General features: G+C 62.9%; 15 protein-coding genes. 8 read left to right on the forward strand and 7 right to left on the reverse strand.

Annotation, left to right across the window (positions count from 1 at the left end; genetic code table 11):
• Positions 1-46: 46 nt before the first annotated feature.
• The 6 genes from J2Y41_RS21395 to J2Y41_RS21420 form a co-directional block, all read right to left on the reverse strand.
• Entirely contained in the window at positions 47-2206 is a 2160-nt protein-coding gene (locus tag J2Y41_RS21395; RefSeq protein WP_309931552.1) for a glycogen debranching N-terminal domain-containing protein, read from the reverse strand.
• Positions 2207-2372: 166 nt separating this feature from the next.
• The gene (locus J2Y41_RS21400) at positions 2373-3536 is read right to left on the reverse strand and encodes an Mrp/NBP35 family ATP-binding protein (RefSeq protein ID WP_309931554.1); all 1164 of its coding nucleotides are present in this window, start codon (positions 3534-3536) and stop codon (positions 2373-2375) included.
• Positions 3537-3550: 14 nt separating this feature from the next.
• Entirely contained in the window at positions 3551-4885 is a 1335-nt protein-coding gene (locus J2Y41_RS21405) for an FAD-dependent oxidoreductase (RefSeq protein ID WP_309931556.1), read from the reverse strand.
• Positions 4886-4887: 2 nt separating this feature from the next.
• The gene (gene fdxA / locus J2Y41_RS21410; protein ID WP_309931559.1) at positions 4888-5211 is read right to left on the reverse strand and encodes a ferredoxin; all 324 of its coding nucleotides are present in this window, start codon (positions 5209-5211) and stop codon (positions 4888-4890) included.
• Between the two features lie 36 nt (positions 5212-5247).
• Complete coding sequence (locus J2Y41_RS21415; protein ID WP_309931561.1) at positions 5248-6477, reverse strand: FAD-dependent oxidoreductase; 1230 nt, start codon at positions 6475-6477, stop codon at positions 5248-5250.
• A gap of 158 nt (positions 6478-6635) precedes the next feature.
• Positions 6636-7469: an IclR family transcriptional regulator gene (locus J2Y41_RS21420; protein ID WP_309931563.1), complete on the reverse strand. Its 834-nt coding sequence runs from the start codon at positions 7467-7469 to the stop codon at positions 6636-6638.
• Between the two features lie 238 nt (positions 7470-7707).
• Between J2Y41_RS21420 and J2Y41_RS21425 the strand changes: the two genes are divergently transcribed.
• From J2Y41_RS21425 to J2Y41_RS21440, 4 genes are read left to right on the forward strand one after another with little or no spacing between them, the layout of a single operon-like run.
• A complete protein-coding gene (locus J2Y41_RS21425; protein WP_309931564.1) occupies positions 7708-8463 on the forward strand; it encodes an SDR family NAD(P)-dependent oxidoreductase in 756 nt (251 codons plus the stop codon).
• Between the two features lie 17 nt (positions 8464-8480).
• Positions 8481-9104 carry a carboxymuconolactone decarboxylase family protein gene (locus tag J2Y41_RS21430; RefSeq protein WP_309931565.1) on the forward strand — a complete coding sequence of 208 codons (624 nt, stop codon included), beginning with the start codon at positions 8481-8483 and terminating at the stop codon, positions 9102-9104.
• Positions 9101-9589, forward strand: coding sequence for an HtaA domain-containing protein (locus tag J2Y41_RS21435; RefSeq protein ID WP_309931566.1), 489 nt, complete (start codon positions 9101-9103; stop codon positions 9587-9589). The genes J2Y41_RS21430 and J2Y41_RS21435 overlap by 4 nt, the downstream gene beginning before the upstream one ends.
• Positions 9590-9591: 2 nt before the next feature.
• Positions 9592-10269, forward strand: a complete 678-nt coding sequence (locus J2Y41_RS21440) for a TetR family transcriptional regulator (protein ID WP_309931568.1) — start codon at positions 9592-9594, stop codon at positions 10267-10269.
• A gap of 43 nt (positions 10270-10312) precedes the next feature.
• Here J2Y41_RS21440 and J2Y41_RS21445 read toward each other — a convergent pair whose 3' ends face one another.
• On the reverse strand, positions 10313-11254 hold the full coding sequence (locus tag J2Y41_RS21445) for an SDR family NAD(P)-dependent oxidoreductase (protein WP_309931570.1): 942 nt from the start codon (positions 11252-11254) through the stop codon (positions 10313-10315).
• 178 nt (positions 11255-11432) lie between these two features.
• On the opposite strand from J2Y41_RS21445, the gene J2Y41_RS21450 reads away from it, so the two are divergent.
• The 4 genes from J2Y41_RS21450 (at position 11433) to J2Y41_RS21465 (ending at position 16137) form a co-directional block, all read left to right on the forward strand.
• On the forward strand, positions 11433-13076 hold the full coding sequence (locus J2Y41_RS21450) for an NAD(P)/FAD-dependent oxidoreductase (RefSeq protein WP_309931572.1): 1644 nt from the start codon (positions 11433-11435) through the stop codon (positions 13074-13076).
• Positions 13073-13441: a DUF4286 family protein gene (locus J2Y41_RS21455; protein WP_309931574.1), complete on the forward strand. Its 369-nt coding sequence runs from the start codon at positions 13073-13075 to the stop codon at positions 13439-13441. Before J2Y41_RS21450 ends, J2Y41_RS21455 begins: the two co-directional genes overlap by 4 nt.
• A 178-nt stretch (positions 13442-13619) precedes the next feature.
• The gene (locus J2Y41_RS21460; RefSeq protein WP_309931576.1) at positions 13620-15104 is read left to right on the forward strand and encodes an MFS transporter; all 1485 of its coding nucleotides are present in this window, start codon (positions 13620-13622) and stop codon (positions 15102-15104) included.
• A 133-nt stretch (positions 15105-15237) separates the two neighbouring features.
• On the forward strand, positions 15238-16137 hold the full coding sequence (locus J2Y41_RS21465) for an IclR family transcriptional regulator (protein WP_309931578.1): 900 nt from the start codon (positions 15238-15240) through the stop codon (positions 16135-16137).
• Positions 16138-16586 lie beyond the last annotated feature (449 nt).

The raw sequence follows: 16586 nt of genomic DNA on the forward strand, positions 1-16586 counted from the left end.
CGCTGCTGTGAAGGACTTCGCCACCCCGAAGCTGTTGGTCCCGGCACTACTTGTCCAGGGGCGGTTTGGGTTCTTCCATGAGTTCGGCCAGCCACGGACGGCGCCCTCGGTGGAACGTCATCCCCTCGGGCAAGCCACGGACAGATGCGCTTGAACCGGCAACATCGATGGTGATCCGTCCACCAGCCAAGGGGGCATTGGTGATGTGCAGGTCGCCGAAGGACTCCGGGAATTCAGGATCCATCCACAAGCTTCCGCGGGAAACATAGGCGTCATACCGCATCAGACTCGTTACCAGTCGGATTGGGGTGGTGGCCGCCCAGGCCTGCGGTGAGCAGGCGGTGGGGTACGGAACCGGCTTGGCCACCACCTCGTCCCTGGTAAAGCCGCAGAACAACTCCGGGAGCCGGCCATCGGAAAACCCGGCCGCCTCAAGCAGGGCCATGGCGATCCGCTGCGCCTCGACGACGAAGCCATAACGCACCAAGCCAGCGGCGATGATCGCATTATCGTGCGGCCAGACCGATCCGTTGTGGTAACTGGCGGGATTGTAGGCGCCCACGTCGCTGGCCAGCGTTCGCACGCCCCAGCCGCTGAACATTTCCGGGGACATCAGGCGCTCAGCCACGAGCGGCGCCTTGTCGTCATCGACGATGCCGGGCCATAGGCACTGGCCCATGTTGGACGCGCAGGCATCCACTTGGCGCTTCTTACCGTCCAGTGCGATGGCGTAGTAGCCGCGCTCAGGCATCCAGAACTGCTCGTTGAACTGTTTCTTCAATCGGGCGGCACGATCAATGAACTCGGTCGCCAGGTTCGCGTCGCCTGCTTCACTCGCCATCCATGCGCGCGCTATATAGGCGGCATAAACGTAAGCCTGGACCTCGCACAGTGCGATGGGGCCCTCGGCCATCGTGCCGTCCGCGAAGTTGATCCCGTCCCACGAGTCCTTCCAGCCCTGGTTGATCAGCCCGTGATCGTTGAGACGTTCATACTCGACGAATCCGTCGCCGTCCTTGTCACCATAATCCCGGATCCACTCCAACGCGCGGTCGGCGTGGGGCAGCAGGGCCGCAATGGCGTCCGCTGCGAATCCCCAGCGGCTAACAGACGCAAGCACAATCACGAACAGCGGAGTCGCGTCCACACTGCCGTAGTAGATGGATTTGCCTCCTAAAGACAGCCCGCTGGAGACATCGAGCCTGACTTCGTGCAGGATCTTGCCCGGTTCCTCCTCACTTATTGGATCCACTTCAGTGCCTTGGCGGTCAGCCAGTGTCTGCAAGGTGCCCAGTGCCAAGGACGGGTCCACCGGCAGGGACATTTCCGAGGCCCACAACGAGTCGCGACCGAACAGCGTCATGAACCAAGGAGCCCCCGCGGCGACTACGACGCGCTCGGGATAGTTGGGGTCTTCGATGCGAAGGGCGCCCAAGTCATCGTAACTTCGCCGCAACGTCCGTTCGATGGATCGGTTTCCCATCTCTACTACCGGGATCTTGGCCACCCACTCCTGGTGGCGCCGGTCCCGCAGGGACAATCCGTTTCCGTCACGATGGACGAACGGCCTCGCGGGGCCAGCCCCTTCGGTGACGGGTACTACGGTCAGGATCGTGCTCCAGTGACCATGTGGCGCGATGGACATACGGTATTCACAGGCCTCGGGCGATAAGTCGGCCCCGGGAGCCTGAACAAGAATGCCCTTCCGGACGTTTTGCCAAACAGCCTGGATAGTCAACGAATCACCGTCAGCTTGACGTGTTTGGTCCCACCGCCGCTGGATCCGCGCCTCCTTGACCTCAAAGAGGTCAGCGAAATCTGCTTCAATCCGCACGGATATGACACATGCGGCAGCTTCCGCTGAGTAGTTTCGAATGGTGACCTGTTCCTGGATCCCTGCACCCACTTCGCGTAGGCGCTCCACAATCAGCGTGCTGTCCGCATACCCGTCTGTTCGGGGAACGCGGCTCACAAATTGTGCCCGGTACGGTTCCTTCGTCTCTGCCGCCAACGGCTCCAAAGGCTGGCCGTTGACGGTGATGCTCCAGCCAGACAGGATGCGGGTGTCCTGAAAGAAAACACCGTGGGACAGTTCGGGATGGATGTTTCCGTTCGGCAGGGAGATGCAGAAGGACGATCCCTCAACCAAGGTGATAGTCCCGGTCCCTAGCGGCCCGGCCGCAGTGTCAGCATTCCATCCAGCCATCCCGGCCCCTGCTCGAATTGACCCGACAAGCCGCTGCCGGATACGTGTGCCAGCCCCAAGGTTCGTCGTTGAAACCGACACTACGCCGGCTGCTCTCCACCTGCCATAGCGCGCTTGCAGCCAGGAGGACCCCGCCTTGTGCGGAAGCAGCGAAATCCGCTCGATGTCAGGGAGTGGACGCGGGTGAGACCGGCAGCCTGCGTCCGGGCAGCCCGCGGGGACGCACGGCGAGCCTTTCGGCGAGTTCGGTGAAGGCACGTGCCGCGGGATCTTCGGGAGCGGCTGCGATTATTGGAACTCCCGTATCCCCGCCCGAGCGCAGGCCCGTGCTGAAGGGGATCGAGGCGAGCAGAGGCACGCTGGAGCCAACGGCGGAGAGCTTCGTCGCCGCCGCCGCCCCGCCGCCGGCTCCAAACGGCTCGAAGGAGCTGCCGTCGGCGAGCAGCATGGGAGACATTGTTTCGACCACCCCAATGACCCGCTGGTCGAACTCGCGGGCCAGGATGCCGCTCCGGACCGCAACCTCAGAGGCGGCCGGCTGCGGCGTCGTTACGACGATCACTTCCGCGTGTGGCAGGATCTGCCCCACCGAGATTGCGATGTCGCCGGTTCCGGGCGGCAAGTCGATGAGAAGCACGTCGAGGTCCCCAAAGTAGACATCATTGAGGAACTGCTCCATAGTGCGGTGCAGCATGGGACCACGCCATGACACAGCTGTGTCCTCGGCACCCTCGGGCAGGAACATGCCGATCGACACTGCCTTAATACCGTGCGCAACGGGCGGAAGCACAAGGTGGTCGATGCGGGTGGGCCTGATGACTTTGCCCTGACTGTCGAAAAGTCCCAGGAGCCCGGGGACCGAGAACCCGTAAACATCGGCGTCGATGATTCCGACGCTCAACCCGCGCGCAGCCATCGCGGCGGCCAGATTCGTGGTGACGGTTGACTTGCCCACGCCGCCCTTGCCGCTGGAGACGGCGATAACGCGGGTGAGCGATTCTTTGGTGAACGGCAGGCTTGACCGGCTGCGTCCCTCGCGAAGCTTGGCGGTGAGTGCCGCGCGCTGCTCCGGGGTCATGACGCCGACGTCGATGCGTACCTCTTTAACACCGTCGACGGCGGTTGCCGCCGCGTGGACGTCCCGCTCAATGCGGGCGGCGGCGGGGCATGTCGAGATGGTCAGCGTGATGCCGACGACGGCGACACCGCCCGTGACCTCGACTCCCTTGATCATGTCGAGTTCAGCAAGGGGGCGCCGCAGTTCGGGATCGCTCACCCGCCCCACTGCCTCGCGGACCGCGGCTGCGATGCCCGCTGGGAAACCATCCATGGTGGCGTTGCTCCTCAGCCGACCACGACGCCTGCGGCGCGGAGCATCTCGGCACGGTCGTGCAGCTTGACGCGTTCGCGACCCACCGCCTCACCCGCCGCGTACTCAGCCTGCTCAAGAGACTGCCAGCCGGTCCAGTCGACCACCCGTACGCCGCGGGAGCGCAATAGCTCATCGACGGCGGCAGCAGGGGTGGCCGTCGACGTCCAGCCTGGCGCGGCGACGTCCGCGAGGATGGAAGTCACCGTCTCCAAGGCGCAGCGGCGGTTGGTGCCAACCACACCCGAGGGGCCGCGCTTGATCCAGCCGGCCACATACACGCCGGGCAATACTTTTCCGTCGTCGGCGACGCGCGAATCGAGGTGCGCGATGGTGCCGGACCTCTCGTCAAAGGGCAGGCCATCGATGGCTGCGCCCCGGTAACCGACCGAGCGGAGTACGAGCTCGGTTTCCATGATTTCCGTGACGTTGGGATCGCTTGTCCTTGCCAGACGAATGGCCGAAGCTGATTCCTCGCCCATCAATTCCATCGGCGTGCGGTCGAACAGGAAACGGATGGCCGTGTTGCGCCCCAGCACGCCCCGCTCGGCGGCCTTCGCGAAGGTGGCGAGCAACCGCCTGGCTGCCGGGTCGGCGTCAGCGTGTTCCTGCTGCTGGGCGTCGAGCTCCAAGTCTGCGGGATCGATGATGACGTCGCAGCTCTCCACTTCCAGCAGCTCGATGAACTCCTTGTTCGTGAACTTTGCGAATGCGGGGCCACGGCGGCCGATCACCACAACCTCGCGGTACGTGCTCGTCGCAAAGGTGTCAACGACGTGCTCGGGCACGTCCGTGGCGCGGAGTGCCTCGGGGGTGTGGGCGAGCATGCGTGCTGCGTCGAGCGCCACATTGCCGACGCCGATGATGACCGCGCGGTTTCCCTTGAGGGCGAAGGCATCGGTCTTGGTGTCAGGGTGGCCCTGGTACCAGGACACGAATTCGCGTACCCCGTGCACACCGGCCAGGTCCTCGCCCTGGATGCCGAGATTCCGGTCCACCTGTGCACCACTGGCGAACACCACGGCATCGTAATTCGTGCGGAGCTCATCGATTGTAATGTCGCTTCCCACCTGCACGTTGCCGAGGAAGCGCACACCCGGGGTCTCATCGAACACTTCGGCAAACGAGGTAGTTATCGACTTTACCCGGGGGTGGTCGGGCGCGACGCCGTAGCGAACCAGGCCGAACGGTGCCGGCAGGCGCTCAAAGACATCCACCTCCACCGGTGACCCGGACTCCTCCGTGAGAAGCTGGGCGCAATAGGCACCCGACGGACCGGAACCGACCACCGCGACGCGCAAGGCATTCATGCTCAGGCTCCTGTTCGCGGTGGAAGAGCGGCAATAACGTCGACGTCGTAGTCGATCTTGCCGGCCTTCCGGCCGCTCTTCGGCGTCTCTACCTCTTCGAAGAAGCGCTCGTTGATTCCGACGTACTCCTCCTTGTCGGCCGGAAGTTCGGCGTCGTAGAAGACAGCATCCACTGGACAGGCCGTCATGCAGGCCCCACAGTCAATGCAGAGGTCGGGGTTGATGTAGGTCATCCGTCCCCCCTCGAAGATGCAGTCGGCAGGGCACTCCTGCATGCAACTCTTGTCCTGAATGTCGACGCATGCGTCAGCGATTACATAGACCATGGTTCGTTTCCTCTCTACACTCTGGCAGCGCGGCCGTCAGGCCAGCTGCCCAAGTTTTTCGACGATTGTCTCTGCGGACTCCCCGGTGGCGAAGAGCCTGCGGGCCAGGTTGAGTCCGCGTACCCAGTTCACGGTGACCGCACCACACACGTCTCCCTTCGCGTCGCTGTGAATTACCGCGGTTTTCCCGCTCTCGGCCAGGTCGCCGACGATGGTGGAACTGCCTTCGGGGTGGCGCCAGCCGATGGTGTGGACCTTCCAGTCGTACTGGTGCGACCACACGTAATCGGTGGAGTCATAGGGCTCTTCGACCCCCTGGGTGATGGCGGCAGCAACATACCGCGCCTGGTCGCTGGCATTGGTCCAGTGCTCGGCGCGAACCTGCATGCCGCGGCCGGGGTGGGGCCAGCGTGCTACGTCGCCGATCGCGTAGACGTCATCGGCTCCTGTTGCGCGCAGGAAACCGTCGGTCATTACGCCGTTATCGAGCGTGAGACCGGAAGCCGCGAGCCATTCGGTCGATGCGATCGAGCCGATGCCGACTACCGCCGTCGAGGTCTCAAGGCGAGTGCCGTCGTCGAGGATAACTGTTAGTTGGCCGTCCTGGCCCTGGATGTCGGCGACGCCGACACCGAAGCGGGTTTGAGCCCCGTGCCGGTGATGCAGTTCGACGAGGCTGCGGGCGATCTCCGGGCCGACGATTCGCGCCATTGGCTCGGAAACGGGGTCCACCACTGTGACATCGCAGCCATAGCCGACGGCGGCCGCAGCGATCTCCGTGCCGATGAAGCCGCCACCAACCACGACGACGGGCTCGCCGAGCCTCAGGCGGGCGGCTATGGCGCGAGAGTCTTCAAGCGTTCTGAGTTGGTAAACGCCGGTCCCTGGACGCCAAGGTGAGGGCCGCGCGGCTGCCCCGGTCGCGATGATCACGACGTCGTAGACGACGGTAGTGCCATCGGCGAGGATCACGCGGCGATTGGTGGTGTCCAGTCCCGTGGCGGCGACGCCGAGCTTTAGCTCGATACCGGCTCCTTCGAGGCCGGTTTTGGTGGCCAGGCGAAACGACTCGACTGACTCATCGGACCAGTCGGACGTGAGCAGTTCTTTGGACAGGGGCGGTCGGTCGTACGGCAACTCCGGCTCGGCCCCGATGAGCGTGATGCGGCCGGCGTGTCCAAGGTGGCGCAGCCCCTCGGCCGCGCGTGTTCCGGCCAACGACGCACCCACAATGACTACGTGGCGGTCGGCGCTTGCTTGGGTCATCGTTGATCCTCGGTGTAGTCAGGGATCGCGAAGGATTTTGGCTGGCCCTTCGCGGTACTTCTCGTAAAACTGAAATTCGTTGAACGGAACAGATGGTTCTTATAACGCAACAGGATTAGTATGAGCTCAGCTCTGAACCTATGTCAAGGACGCCTTGACTACTTCCGCGCGATGCCGGTACGTGGGTCCCTGGCGCCAGTGAGATAGTCGGTGATCTGGCGCGCGGACTGCTTGACCAGGCCCGCGAGCGAGGACGTGTGCGCGGCGTTGAAGCGCGCTTCAGGCAGGGAGATGCCGGCCGAACCGACCACGTTGCCAGAGGGCGCGAAGACCGGCGAGGCTATTGCGATCGCCCCTTCAATACGCTCGCCGTGCGTAATCGCATACCCGTCGCTCCTGATAATGGCCAGCCTGTCGAGCAGGCTCTCCGGCCGAACCAAGGTGCGATCGGTGGCCGGGTGCAGCCTGCCATGCGCAATGCCGGCCTGGATCTGCGCCGGCAGAAACGCGAGGATCGCCAAACCGCTGGCGCCGGCGTGGAGCGGGAGTTGCTGACGCAAGGGAAGCGTGTAGCGCAGTGGATGCGATGACTCCACGACGAGCGCAAACATCATCCTCAGCCGCTGCTCGCCGAAGACGGCGAAGAATGACGACTCACCACTCTGCTCCGTCAACTCCTGCAGCGTATCCCTCGACACTTCCTGGATCGGATACCGTTCCGTCGTCGTCCAAGCAAGGCGCAGGTATTCAAGGCCCAGCCGATACGAGCCGTTGGCAGTGCGGCTGACAAGCCCCAGCTTTTCAAGGTCCGCAATGAGGCGGTGCGCGGTGCTTGGGCTTACCTCAAGCCGCCCCGCCAATTCCCGCACCCCATGAACATCCTGGTCGCTGTCAGTCATGAGCGTGAGCAATTCAATGCCACGGGCCAAAGGATGCCTGCGGCGCAGCCCGTCGTCGGCCTCTCGTTCGCTCTTCCCTGCCGCACTACCCATCGCTCACCATCCCTTTTCATGGCCACTTCCAGTGGCTTGACATCCATCTTCGGGCCGTGCAATTCTGAAATCTCCCGAGAACGGAACGTCTGTTCAGTTGTAGAAAACAGTAGCGCATGCGGAGCACCACACAAAGGCGTGGCGGCACGCCCGCCTCGGCTCAGCAGTCGGCTAGGCAAGGAATAGGGACAACCATGACCACACACGAAACCACTCGCCTCATCCGCCAGGAGATCCAATGAGCGGGGCAGGGCGCGTAGCAGTCGTCTCAGGAGGCGCGGCAGGCATCGGCCTGTCCATTGCGGAACGGCTTGCGAAAGATGGGTTCGCCGTCGCCATCCTCACGCGCACCGAAGGGGCGGCTGAGAAGGCCGCCGCCGGAATTGAAGAGACCGGCGGCGTCGCCCGCGGATACCAGGCCGATGTGAGTGACCGCGAGCAGGTGGATACCGCACTTGCAGCCATCCGGGCCGATCTTGGTCCACTGTCGGTGATCGTGGCCAACGCGGCCGTCGCGCCGCAGCAGCCGTTCCTTGACATGACACTGGAGCAGTGGAACCAGATCCTGACCATCAACCTCACCGGTACTTTCAACCTGGTGCAATCAGGCCTCCCGGACTTGCTTGAGGCTGGCAACGGCCGCGTAGTGCTGATCTCGTCCTCCAGCGCCCAGCGCGGTGCGCCGCGAATGGCGCACTACGCAGCATCCAAGGGCGGTCAACTGGCGTTGACCAAAGCGCTGGCCGTGGAATTCGCCAAATCCGGGGTGACCGTCAATACGGTGGTTCCATCGTCGATCGACACCCCAAGCGTCGAGAAGAAGCGGGCAGCCGGCAACATGCCATCAGTAGCGGACATGGCGAGGTACATCCCCGTGGGCCGCATGGGTACCGGGGCCGACATCGCTGCCGCAGTCTCTTACCTCGCCTCCGATGACGCCTCGTACGTTACCGGCCAGACCATCAGCGTCAATGGCGGATCTTTCATCGCATGAGAACAGGAGCACTAAAGATGACGCAGCTGACCCAGCCCAGAATCACCCCCCGCCCTACTGAAGATTGGGATGCCGAGGTCGATAACGCGCTGAGCGTGCTCGCCACGCATGGCGCCGGTGGCCAGGCCGCCCCGCAGCTCACCCCCGAAACCAGGCCGAAATCGAACATCCTCGGTATCTACGCGTGGCATCCAGAGCTGATGCGAGGCTGGATGCCGTACTCGAACCATCTTCGCAACTCGAGCCTTGGCGACCGCATCCGCGAGATCGCCATCATCCGCACTACCTGGCTCGGCTACGGCGAGTACGAGTGGGCGCAGCACGTGCGCATGAGCAGGGCCGCTGGTTGCCTCACGGACGATGAAATCGCCGCGTTGTCCGAGGGGCCTGATGCAGCCCTGTGGTCCGAGGATGATGCCGCGCTCGTCCGCGCCATCGATGAGATGTGCCGCGACAAGAACGTGAGTGACGAGACCTGGCAGGCGCTGGAAGCACGGTTCAACCGCCAGCAGCTTATCGATCTGCTCTTCACTGTGGGTACCTACGACTTCCACTGCATGGTGTTCCGAACCATGGGCCTCGAACTCGAGCCCGGTATGGAGAGCTTCCCTGAGAGCCACTCCCCCGAGCTGGCCAAGTGACGTCATTGCACGACGCCGTGAATCGCGGATCGCTCACATGGGCGGTCCGCGATTCATTGCTGCGCTACGTAACTGTTGTTGCCCGCGGCTCGTACACCGTGGAGGGTGGCGCCACCATCACCACCGACGGCGCGTTCGCGTTCCCCCTTCGCAGGGCCGTGCAAACTGACGGACAGTGGCACCTGTCTTTCGCGGGGTCTGTGCGACTTACGGCGCACCACGGTTTTCTCGACGTCCTTATCGCCGATCCTGAACTCGTCACCGGGCACGAGGGCGGAATGTTGTCCGCGCGCACCAATGTTGACGGCACCACCACCCTCATTGCCGCGACAGACGCGGAAGTGCCCCAGCACAGCGACGTGGACCTGGCCTGGACGGCGAACGATGTCCATCTCCTGGAAAGCGGCGTGGAGCTGTTCGGCGGCGTTTACCCTGCCGGCACCGACTTGGCTCCGCTCAAGGTTCGCGTCTCACTAGACTCATAGGCATGTCCCAAACTTCAGTTGCCTCCAGGTCGTCTGGTGAGCGGAAAAACGTGCGCGGCCAGGCAACACGCCAGCGCATCCTCACGGAGGCAGAGCGGCTCTTCGCGCAGCACGGAATCTCGGCAGTGCCACTGCGAGACATCGGCAAGGCCGCGGGGCAACGCAACCACGCGGCCGTGCAGTACCATTTCGGCGAGCGTGAAGAGATCGTTAAGGCGATCATGGAATTCCGCGGCGCGGAGAGTGAGATCAGCCGGACCGAGATGGTGACCGGCCTCATGCTGAGCGAAACGACGCCCACTGTATCTGACGTCGTCAGCGCATTCGTGCGTCCGCTCGCCATCCACTTCCAGCCAGACAACCACTACCTCCCCTTCCTCTCCCTCTACATCACCGAAGAGGGCGGATATGAAGGGCTGGTCGGAGTGCGCGTTGGTGCCGCCGTCGTGACGCTGCGCACCCTGCTCGGCAAGCTGGTACCGGAAATACCCGAGCCCGTACTCGACGAACGCTGGTGGGTTACTCTAACCAGCGCCGTCCATGCGCTTGCCCGCTACCACACAGCCCAGCGCAAACGTGAACATCTCCCGGCAGCCATCGAGGCCCTCATCTCAGACCTCATTACCTTCCTCAGCGCGGGGCTTGTTGCAACGCCCGCCAACGACGACCCCAGAAAATAAGCACGGGACCCGCGCGAACGCAGATCCCGTGCCGGATTATCGCTTAGGCAAGGTGCGCCATGAACCTTGCGCCCCAGTCGTACGTGCCCGTAGGCACGTAGTAGCCGCTCTGGTCATTGATCTCATCCCAGTGTTCCACGATGTCTTCGATGGTGGGGACTCCGTCACCGCCGTCGAGCCAGCCCGGAGTAAAGCCCATGAACCAGCGGGCGAAGCGCTTGGCGCCAGCAACCAGGATCTCGCCATTCACTTCGCAGGATTCGTGCGCCAGGTAGGCGACCATCGGCGAGACGAGATCAGTCTGCATGGCCTGAACGCGGGCCGCGTCCATTTGGCTTGCTGAGACAATGTTCGGTTTGTCGGCCGAGAGGCTCGGCCTGGTCACGGAGTTCGGCGCCACGCAATTGACCAGGATTCCCTTCGGCGCCGCGGCTACAGCCAGGCTGCGGGTGAAGCCAATGAGGGCTCCTTTGGCCGTCGCGTAGGCGAGGTTGTCCGGAAGACCCAGCATGCCGGTTGATGTCGTCGTGATCACGCGGCCATACCCCTGCTGCTCCATGTAGGGCCAGGCGGCGCGCGTCGTGTGCCAGGTGCCGCGCAGGTGCACGTCGAGCGTGAGCTCAAGGTTCTCGGCATCAGCCTCGGGGAAGGTCGCCCAGCGCGAGATGCCCGCGTTGTTCACGACGACGTCGATTCGACCGAACTCACGGATCGCAGTCTCTACAAGGGCATGGCAGCCGTCCTCGCTGCCCACATTGTTCGTATCGGCGACGGCAATGCCACCCGCTGCGATGATTTCCGCGGCGGTCTCATTGGCGGGCCCGGCGTCGTTGCCTTCGCCCTCCTTTGAGCCCCCGAGGTCATTGACGATTACCTTGGCACCGCGCTCGGCGAGCAGCAGGGCGTGTGCGCGGCCGAGGCCTCGGCCAGCTCCCGTCACTATGGCAACACGTCCGTCGAATCGGAGGTCAGGGGTGGCGTTCATGGTTCTCCTTTGAAGTGTCCGTCATCAGATTTCATCACAACAGCTCAAAAATATCAATCAAAAAAATCCTCGAAATCATAGGGGATAATGGGCGATCTATTGTCCTTATTGAGCACTTGTGCTTGAATATTGATCCTGCGGTCGCCACAGTGGCGCCCACCGAGTAGGAGTGAAGTCAATGGCAGAACAGACCAGCAGCGACATTGATGTCGAAGTACTGGTGATCGGCGCGGGCGTCGTGGGCATCTACGCGCTGCAGCGTGCGCTTGAGGCCGGGTTCTCGGCCCGGACGCTGGAAGCGGGAGACGGCGTCGGAGGCGTCTGGTTCTGGAACCGCTACCCGTCCGCACGCTTCGATTCCGAGAGCTACACGTACGGATACATCCATTCCAAGGAGCTCTTCGAGAAGTGGCGCTGGGAGGAAGAGTTCGCCACCCAGCCCGAAATCGAGCGCTACCTCAACTTCGTGGTGGACCATTTCGACCTCCGCGGGCACATCCGCACTGGCCAGAAGGTCGTATCGGCACTCTGGAACGAGGCAGACACCGCGTGGACGGTGACCACGGAAAAGGGCGAAACCATCCGGGCGCGCTGGGTCATCTCAGCGACTGGCGGCCTCTCTGTGCCGAACTACCCTGACCTGAACGGCCTTGAGGACTTCAAGGGCCAGGCGTATCACACGGGCGCCTGGCCGCACACGCCGGTCGATTTCACAGGCAAGCGCGTCGCCATCATCGGCAACGGACCGAGCGGAGCCCAGATCCTGCCCGCGATCGTTGACTTGGTCGAGACCGTGGACCTCTACCAGCGCACGCCCACCTGGACCACCCCGCTGAACAACGGGGCCATCACCGATGAGCGCAACGCGTGGCTCCGGGACAACTTCGAGGAGATTGCTGCGAAGCTCGGCTCGGCGGCCAACCCGACCGGCTTTCTGCACGAGCCCGCCGGCAAGTTCTCCACCGCCGACTCATTCGAAGAACGGCAAGCCTTCTACGAGAAGATCTGGAACAGTCCGGGCTTCGCCAAGCTCACCTCCAACTACTACGACATGACCACCAACCGCGAGGTCAACCTTGAATTCTGCGAGTTCCTCGCGAACAAGGTCCGCAGCATCGTCAAGGATCCGGTCACGGCCGAAAGGCTGATCCCGAAGGACCACCTGTTCGGCGCGAAGCGCCCGCCATTCGTCACGAACTACTACGAGTCGTTCAACAATCCCGCGGCCTCGCTGATCGCGCTCAGCGAGACTCCGATCGTGCGGGTTGATGAATCGGGTATCGAAACAACCGGGGGGCACCGCGAATACGACATCATCGTTTTTGCCACGGGCTTCGACTTCGGCACCGGCGCGCTCACACGCATGGGCATCAAGGGTATTAACGGCCTGGACCTCAGCACGGACTGGGAAGAGGGCCCCACTGACTTCGGCGGGTTCAGCGCGCACCAGCTGCCGAACTTCTTTTTCCCCGGCGGGCCTCACGGCGCCGGCGGAGGCAACTATCCGCGCTACTCGCAGGACCAGATCGACTGGATCACCGGAACGCTGATTCATGCCCGTGAGCACGGCTACGAACGCTTCGAACCGACCGCCGAACAGCAGGAATCGTGGATGACCATGATTGAGACACTGGCGCCCAAATCCATCTTCTCGGCAGAGCACAGCCACTATTACGGCGCGAACGTCGAAGGTAAAGTTCGCAAATTCCTGCTCAACCCGGGCGGACGCGCCAAGCTGCACGAGATCCTGGACGAGATGACCGCAACCGGGGACTACAACGGTGCGCTGTCGACCGTGCGCGAGAGCGTCAGCGCGTCATGACCACCGTTCCGTCCGAAATGGAGAATGAATTGACCGAAGAACTGCTGCCACCACGCGAGATGCTGCTTGCACTCGTCAACCCCGTAGAGGGGCGGGACGAAGCGTTCCGCCCCTGGTACTGGGAGACACACATACCTGAGGTGCTCGGGCTTCCCGGCTTCGTCGCCGCCCAGCGGTACCGCGCCTCCACGGATGCGCCGGCTTCCGTCTCGCATCGGTACGCGACGATCTATGCAGTAGAGGGGTCTGCCTCCTCCGCCCGGGACCTGCTTTTCGGGGCTGGTCTCGGCATGAGCCCGGACCTCGATCTCAGCAGCATGGTCTTCGTGCCCTTCCTCGCTGAAGGAAAGCCCGTCCTGCCGTGAGAATCACCATGACTTCGCGGCCATCGGGGCCATATTTCCCGCGACCGCGCTTAACCACCCCTGACGCAAGCGGGCTCTTGACAGGGGACTTTGACGGTGAAACCATTGAATCCTCACAACGAAACTCTTGTTCCACTAAAACGAACACATTCTCTCTAACAACGGAGTTAGGAACGAAATGACGTCGACCGACCCCACACGGTCAATCGCGGTGAGGCCTTTTGCCTTGATCATTGCGGTCTTCATGATCATCGAGCTCACCCCAATCTTTGAAGTGACCATGATGTATGTGGCCATCCCCACACTCATGGTTGCCTTCCAAGCCGATGCATCGGCGATCTCCTGGGTAGTTACCATCTTCCTGCTCGTTGGCGCGGGCACGGCTGCTATAGCGGGGCGGCTCGGTGACATCTATGGCCGGAAGAAAATCCTCATCATTCTCATGCTGATCTCCGCTGTTGGTCCCATCATCAGCGTCTTCATGGGCAACCTTGAAGGCGTGCTGATCGGACGCGCACTGCAGGGAACCAGCGCGGGCCTCTTTCCGCTTCTCATCGGCGTGGCCCGCGAGGTTGCCCCGCCTTCCCGAGTCTCGGTGCTCATCAGCCTGACATCGGGTATAGGCCTGATCGGCGGCTCAATAGGAGGCGTCGCCGCCGGCATCCTTCTCGCCGCGGGCGGTTGGCGCAGCCTGTTCATCGCCTCGGCCATCTTGGCGGTCGTGGCCATTCTGGTCGCACTCGCATTGCCCAAATCGGTGGGCACAGTGACTGAGCGCGGCCGGCTGGATGTGCTGGGCGGCATTTTGATGGCGCCAGCAATTGCAGCCATTCTTTACGGGTTCACGACGTCACGCACCCAGGGCGCCAGCCCGCTGGTGGTCGTCCTCATTGTTATCGGGGTGCTGCTCTTCACGTTCTGGATCATCTGGGAACTGCGGATAAAGAAGCCGATGTTCAACCTACGACTGTTCCGTGAGCGTTCATTGGTTCTTGCTCTCGTCGTCACTGCTTTTGTCTCGCTCGGCATCCTTGCGGCGCCCGGCCTGCTCACGCCCATCCTTCAGCAAAGCCCAGCGAATTTGCCTGTAGGACTCGGCCTGACTCCGACCCAAGCCGGCCTGTATGGGCTGATCTCGGGAGCGATCGCGTTCGCCCTGTCGCCGGTGGCAGGGAGAATCGCCGGAAGATTCGGCGGGAAGGTGATAGTCGCCGGCGGCGCCGCACTCGGAATACTGGGATACTCCGGCTTCTTCTTCTCGACCCATAACCTCCCGCTTTCGATCGTCGCAGTGGTGATCGGCTCGGTGGGAACAGTGCTCCTCACCATCAGCATTCCGATTGTCATCGTGGAGAATGTTTCCGCCCGCGACACAAGTGAAGCCGTCGGCCTGATCTTTACTGTAGGACGCACGCTCTTCAGCGCGATCGGCACCGCCATCATCGGCGTTGTGCTGGCGTCCGCTACAGTGCCCGGCACCACAGCACCGACCATTTCTTCATGGAACGCCGGCATCATTTTCATCGTCGTCACAGGCGCGGCCGCGTTCGCTGCAACCATGGCCATCAAGAAATCGACACCCATGAATCAGCGCGGGGCAATCATCGAGGCGGTCCAGAGCGAACAAGAAGCCCAAAAGCTGGAAGAACCCGCCCATCGCTGACGCACCCGCGCCCACCGCGTCGATTCTTCATCCCAAGGCGTGTCCTGTTGAATAGACTCATCCAGTACCACTTCGCGTTGCGACCATTTCAAGAAATGGTCGCAACGCGTCGTCGGAGAGTCTCGGAGGGGCAATGAGTACAAACGAAACGGCTGCTGGTTCAGAGCCGTCGCCAGACAGGCAGCGGCATCCGCTGGCGCGAGGGATCGAACTGCTGACCCTTATGGTCGACACTGGGGAGGACTCCTACGGCGTTCGCGAATTGGGCTCCCTTATGGGTGTCAGCGCGAGTACGGCCCACAGGCTGCTCGGGGACCTGGAGAAGCTCGGGATGGTCGGGCGGACACGCGACGGCGCCTATCGACTCGGACTCGAGTTTCTGCGGCTTGCCTGGGCCACGACTGCCCGCCTCCCACTCGAGGAGGCGGCCACGGACATCCTCGGTCAACTCACCGAGCGCACGGGCGAGTCTTCGTTCTTCGGCGTCTACAACGAACAGCGCCAGCAGATGATGTTCACCCACACAGTCGAATCTCCGCACCCCCTGCGCTATGTGCTGCCGATGCACACCTGGCTGCCTCTGCACGCAGGTGCCAGCGGACTCGCGATCCTCGCCTTCCTACCGGATGAGGCGCGGCAGGAGATCGTCCACGGCCCGCTCCCCGCCCTGACCACCCGCACCCGCGTTGACCCAGATAAGCTAAGCGCGCGACTGGACGAAATCCGCCGGGATGGCTACGCCATCTCGCACGGAGAGCGGATCGAGGGCGCGATCTCCATCGCCGCCCCGGTCTTCGGGCTCTCGGGCACCATCGTCGTCGGCGATGTCGGCATCACGATTCCCGAGAGCCGCTTCGATTTGGGCACTGAATCCGAACTGGTACGCGTGGTCAGGGACTCGGCCGCTGCCCTCACCGACCGTATCGCAAGCTCACGAGTGGCCATCCGGCCCCAACCCAACAGGGTGGAGTCCAACAGGGTGGAGTCCAACAGGATGCAGTCCAACAGCCAGTGGGAACGCCCGGCGCGGTAACCATTCTCTCCGGCTTTTAGATCAGGGTCGGGATAATCGAACGGTTCCTCTAGCGATTTGATTTTTGGGCGGGTATCCTCATCTCACCTGCCTGATGGTCAAGTCCTGGGGGGTGTTGTGCACCGGTCTGAGCAGCCCATCCGTGACACGTTTTCTGTTACGGCACCCACCCGCGCCGCCGTCGGCGCCCCAGCGCCTGCCGCAGCAGAGGGAAACCTGGTCACGGACCTCAGCGCGAGGATCCGCCACAAACATGGCACTGAACTGAACGAACTTCGCGAGGCACTAAGTGGGTCCTCGCAACGCGGCTCACGCCACCGCGGCCGACGCCACTATCGAATGAGCCCCACCCCATCATTTGAGGACGAGACCGTCAATGTGACGATCGTCGTCGAAACCGTGGAATGGGGATGGTTCGCTACGGGCCCAGCGCCAGCAGGAACATGTGT

This window comes from Arthrobacter sp. 1088, assembly GCF_031455315.1.
In the GTDB taxonomy this organism is placed as follows: domain Bacteria; phylum Actinomycetota; class Actinomycetes; order Actinomycetales; family Micrococcaceae; genus Arthrobacter.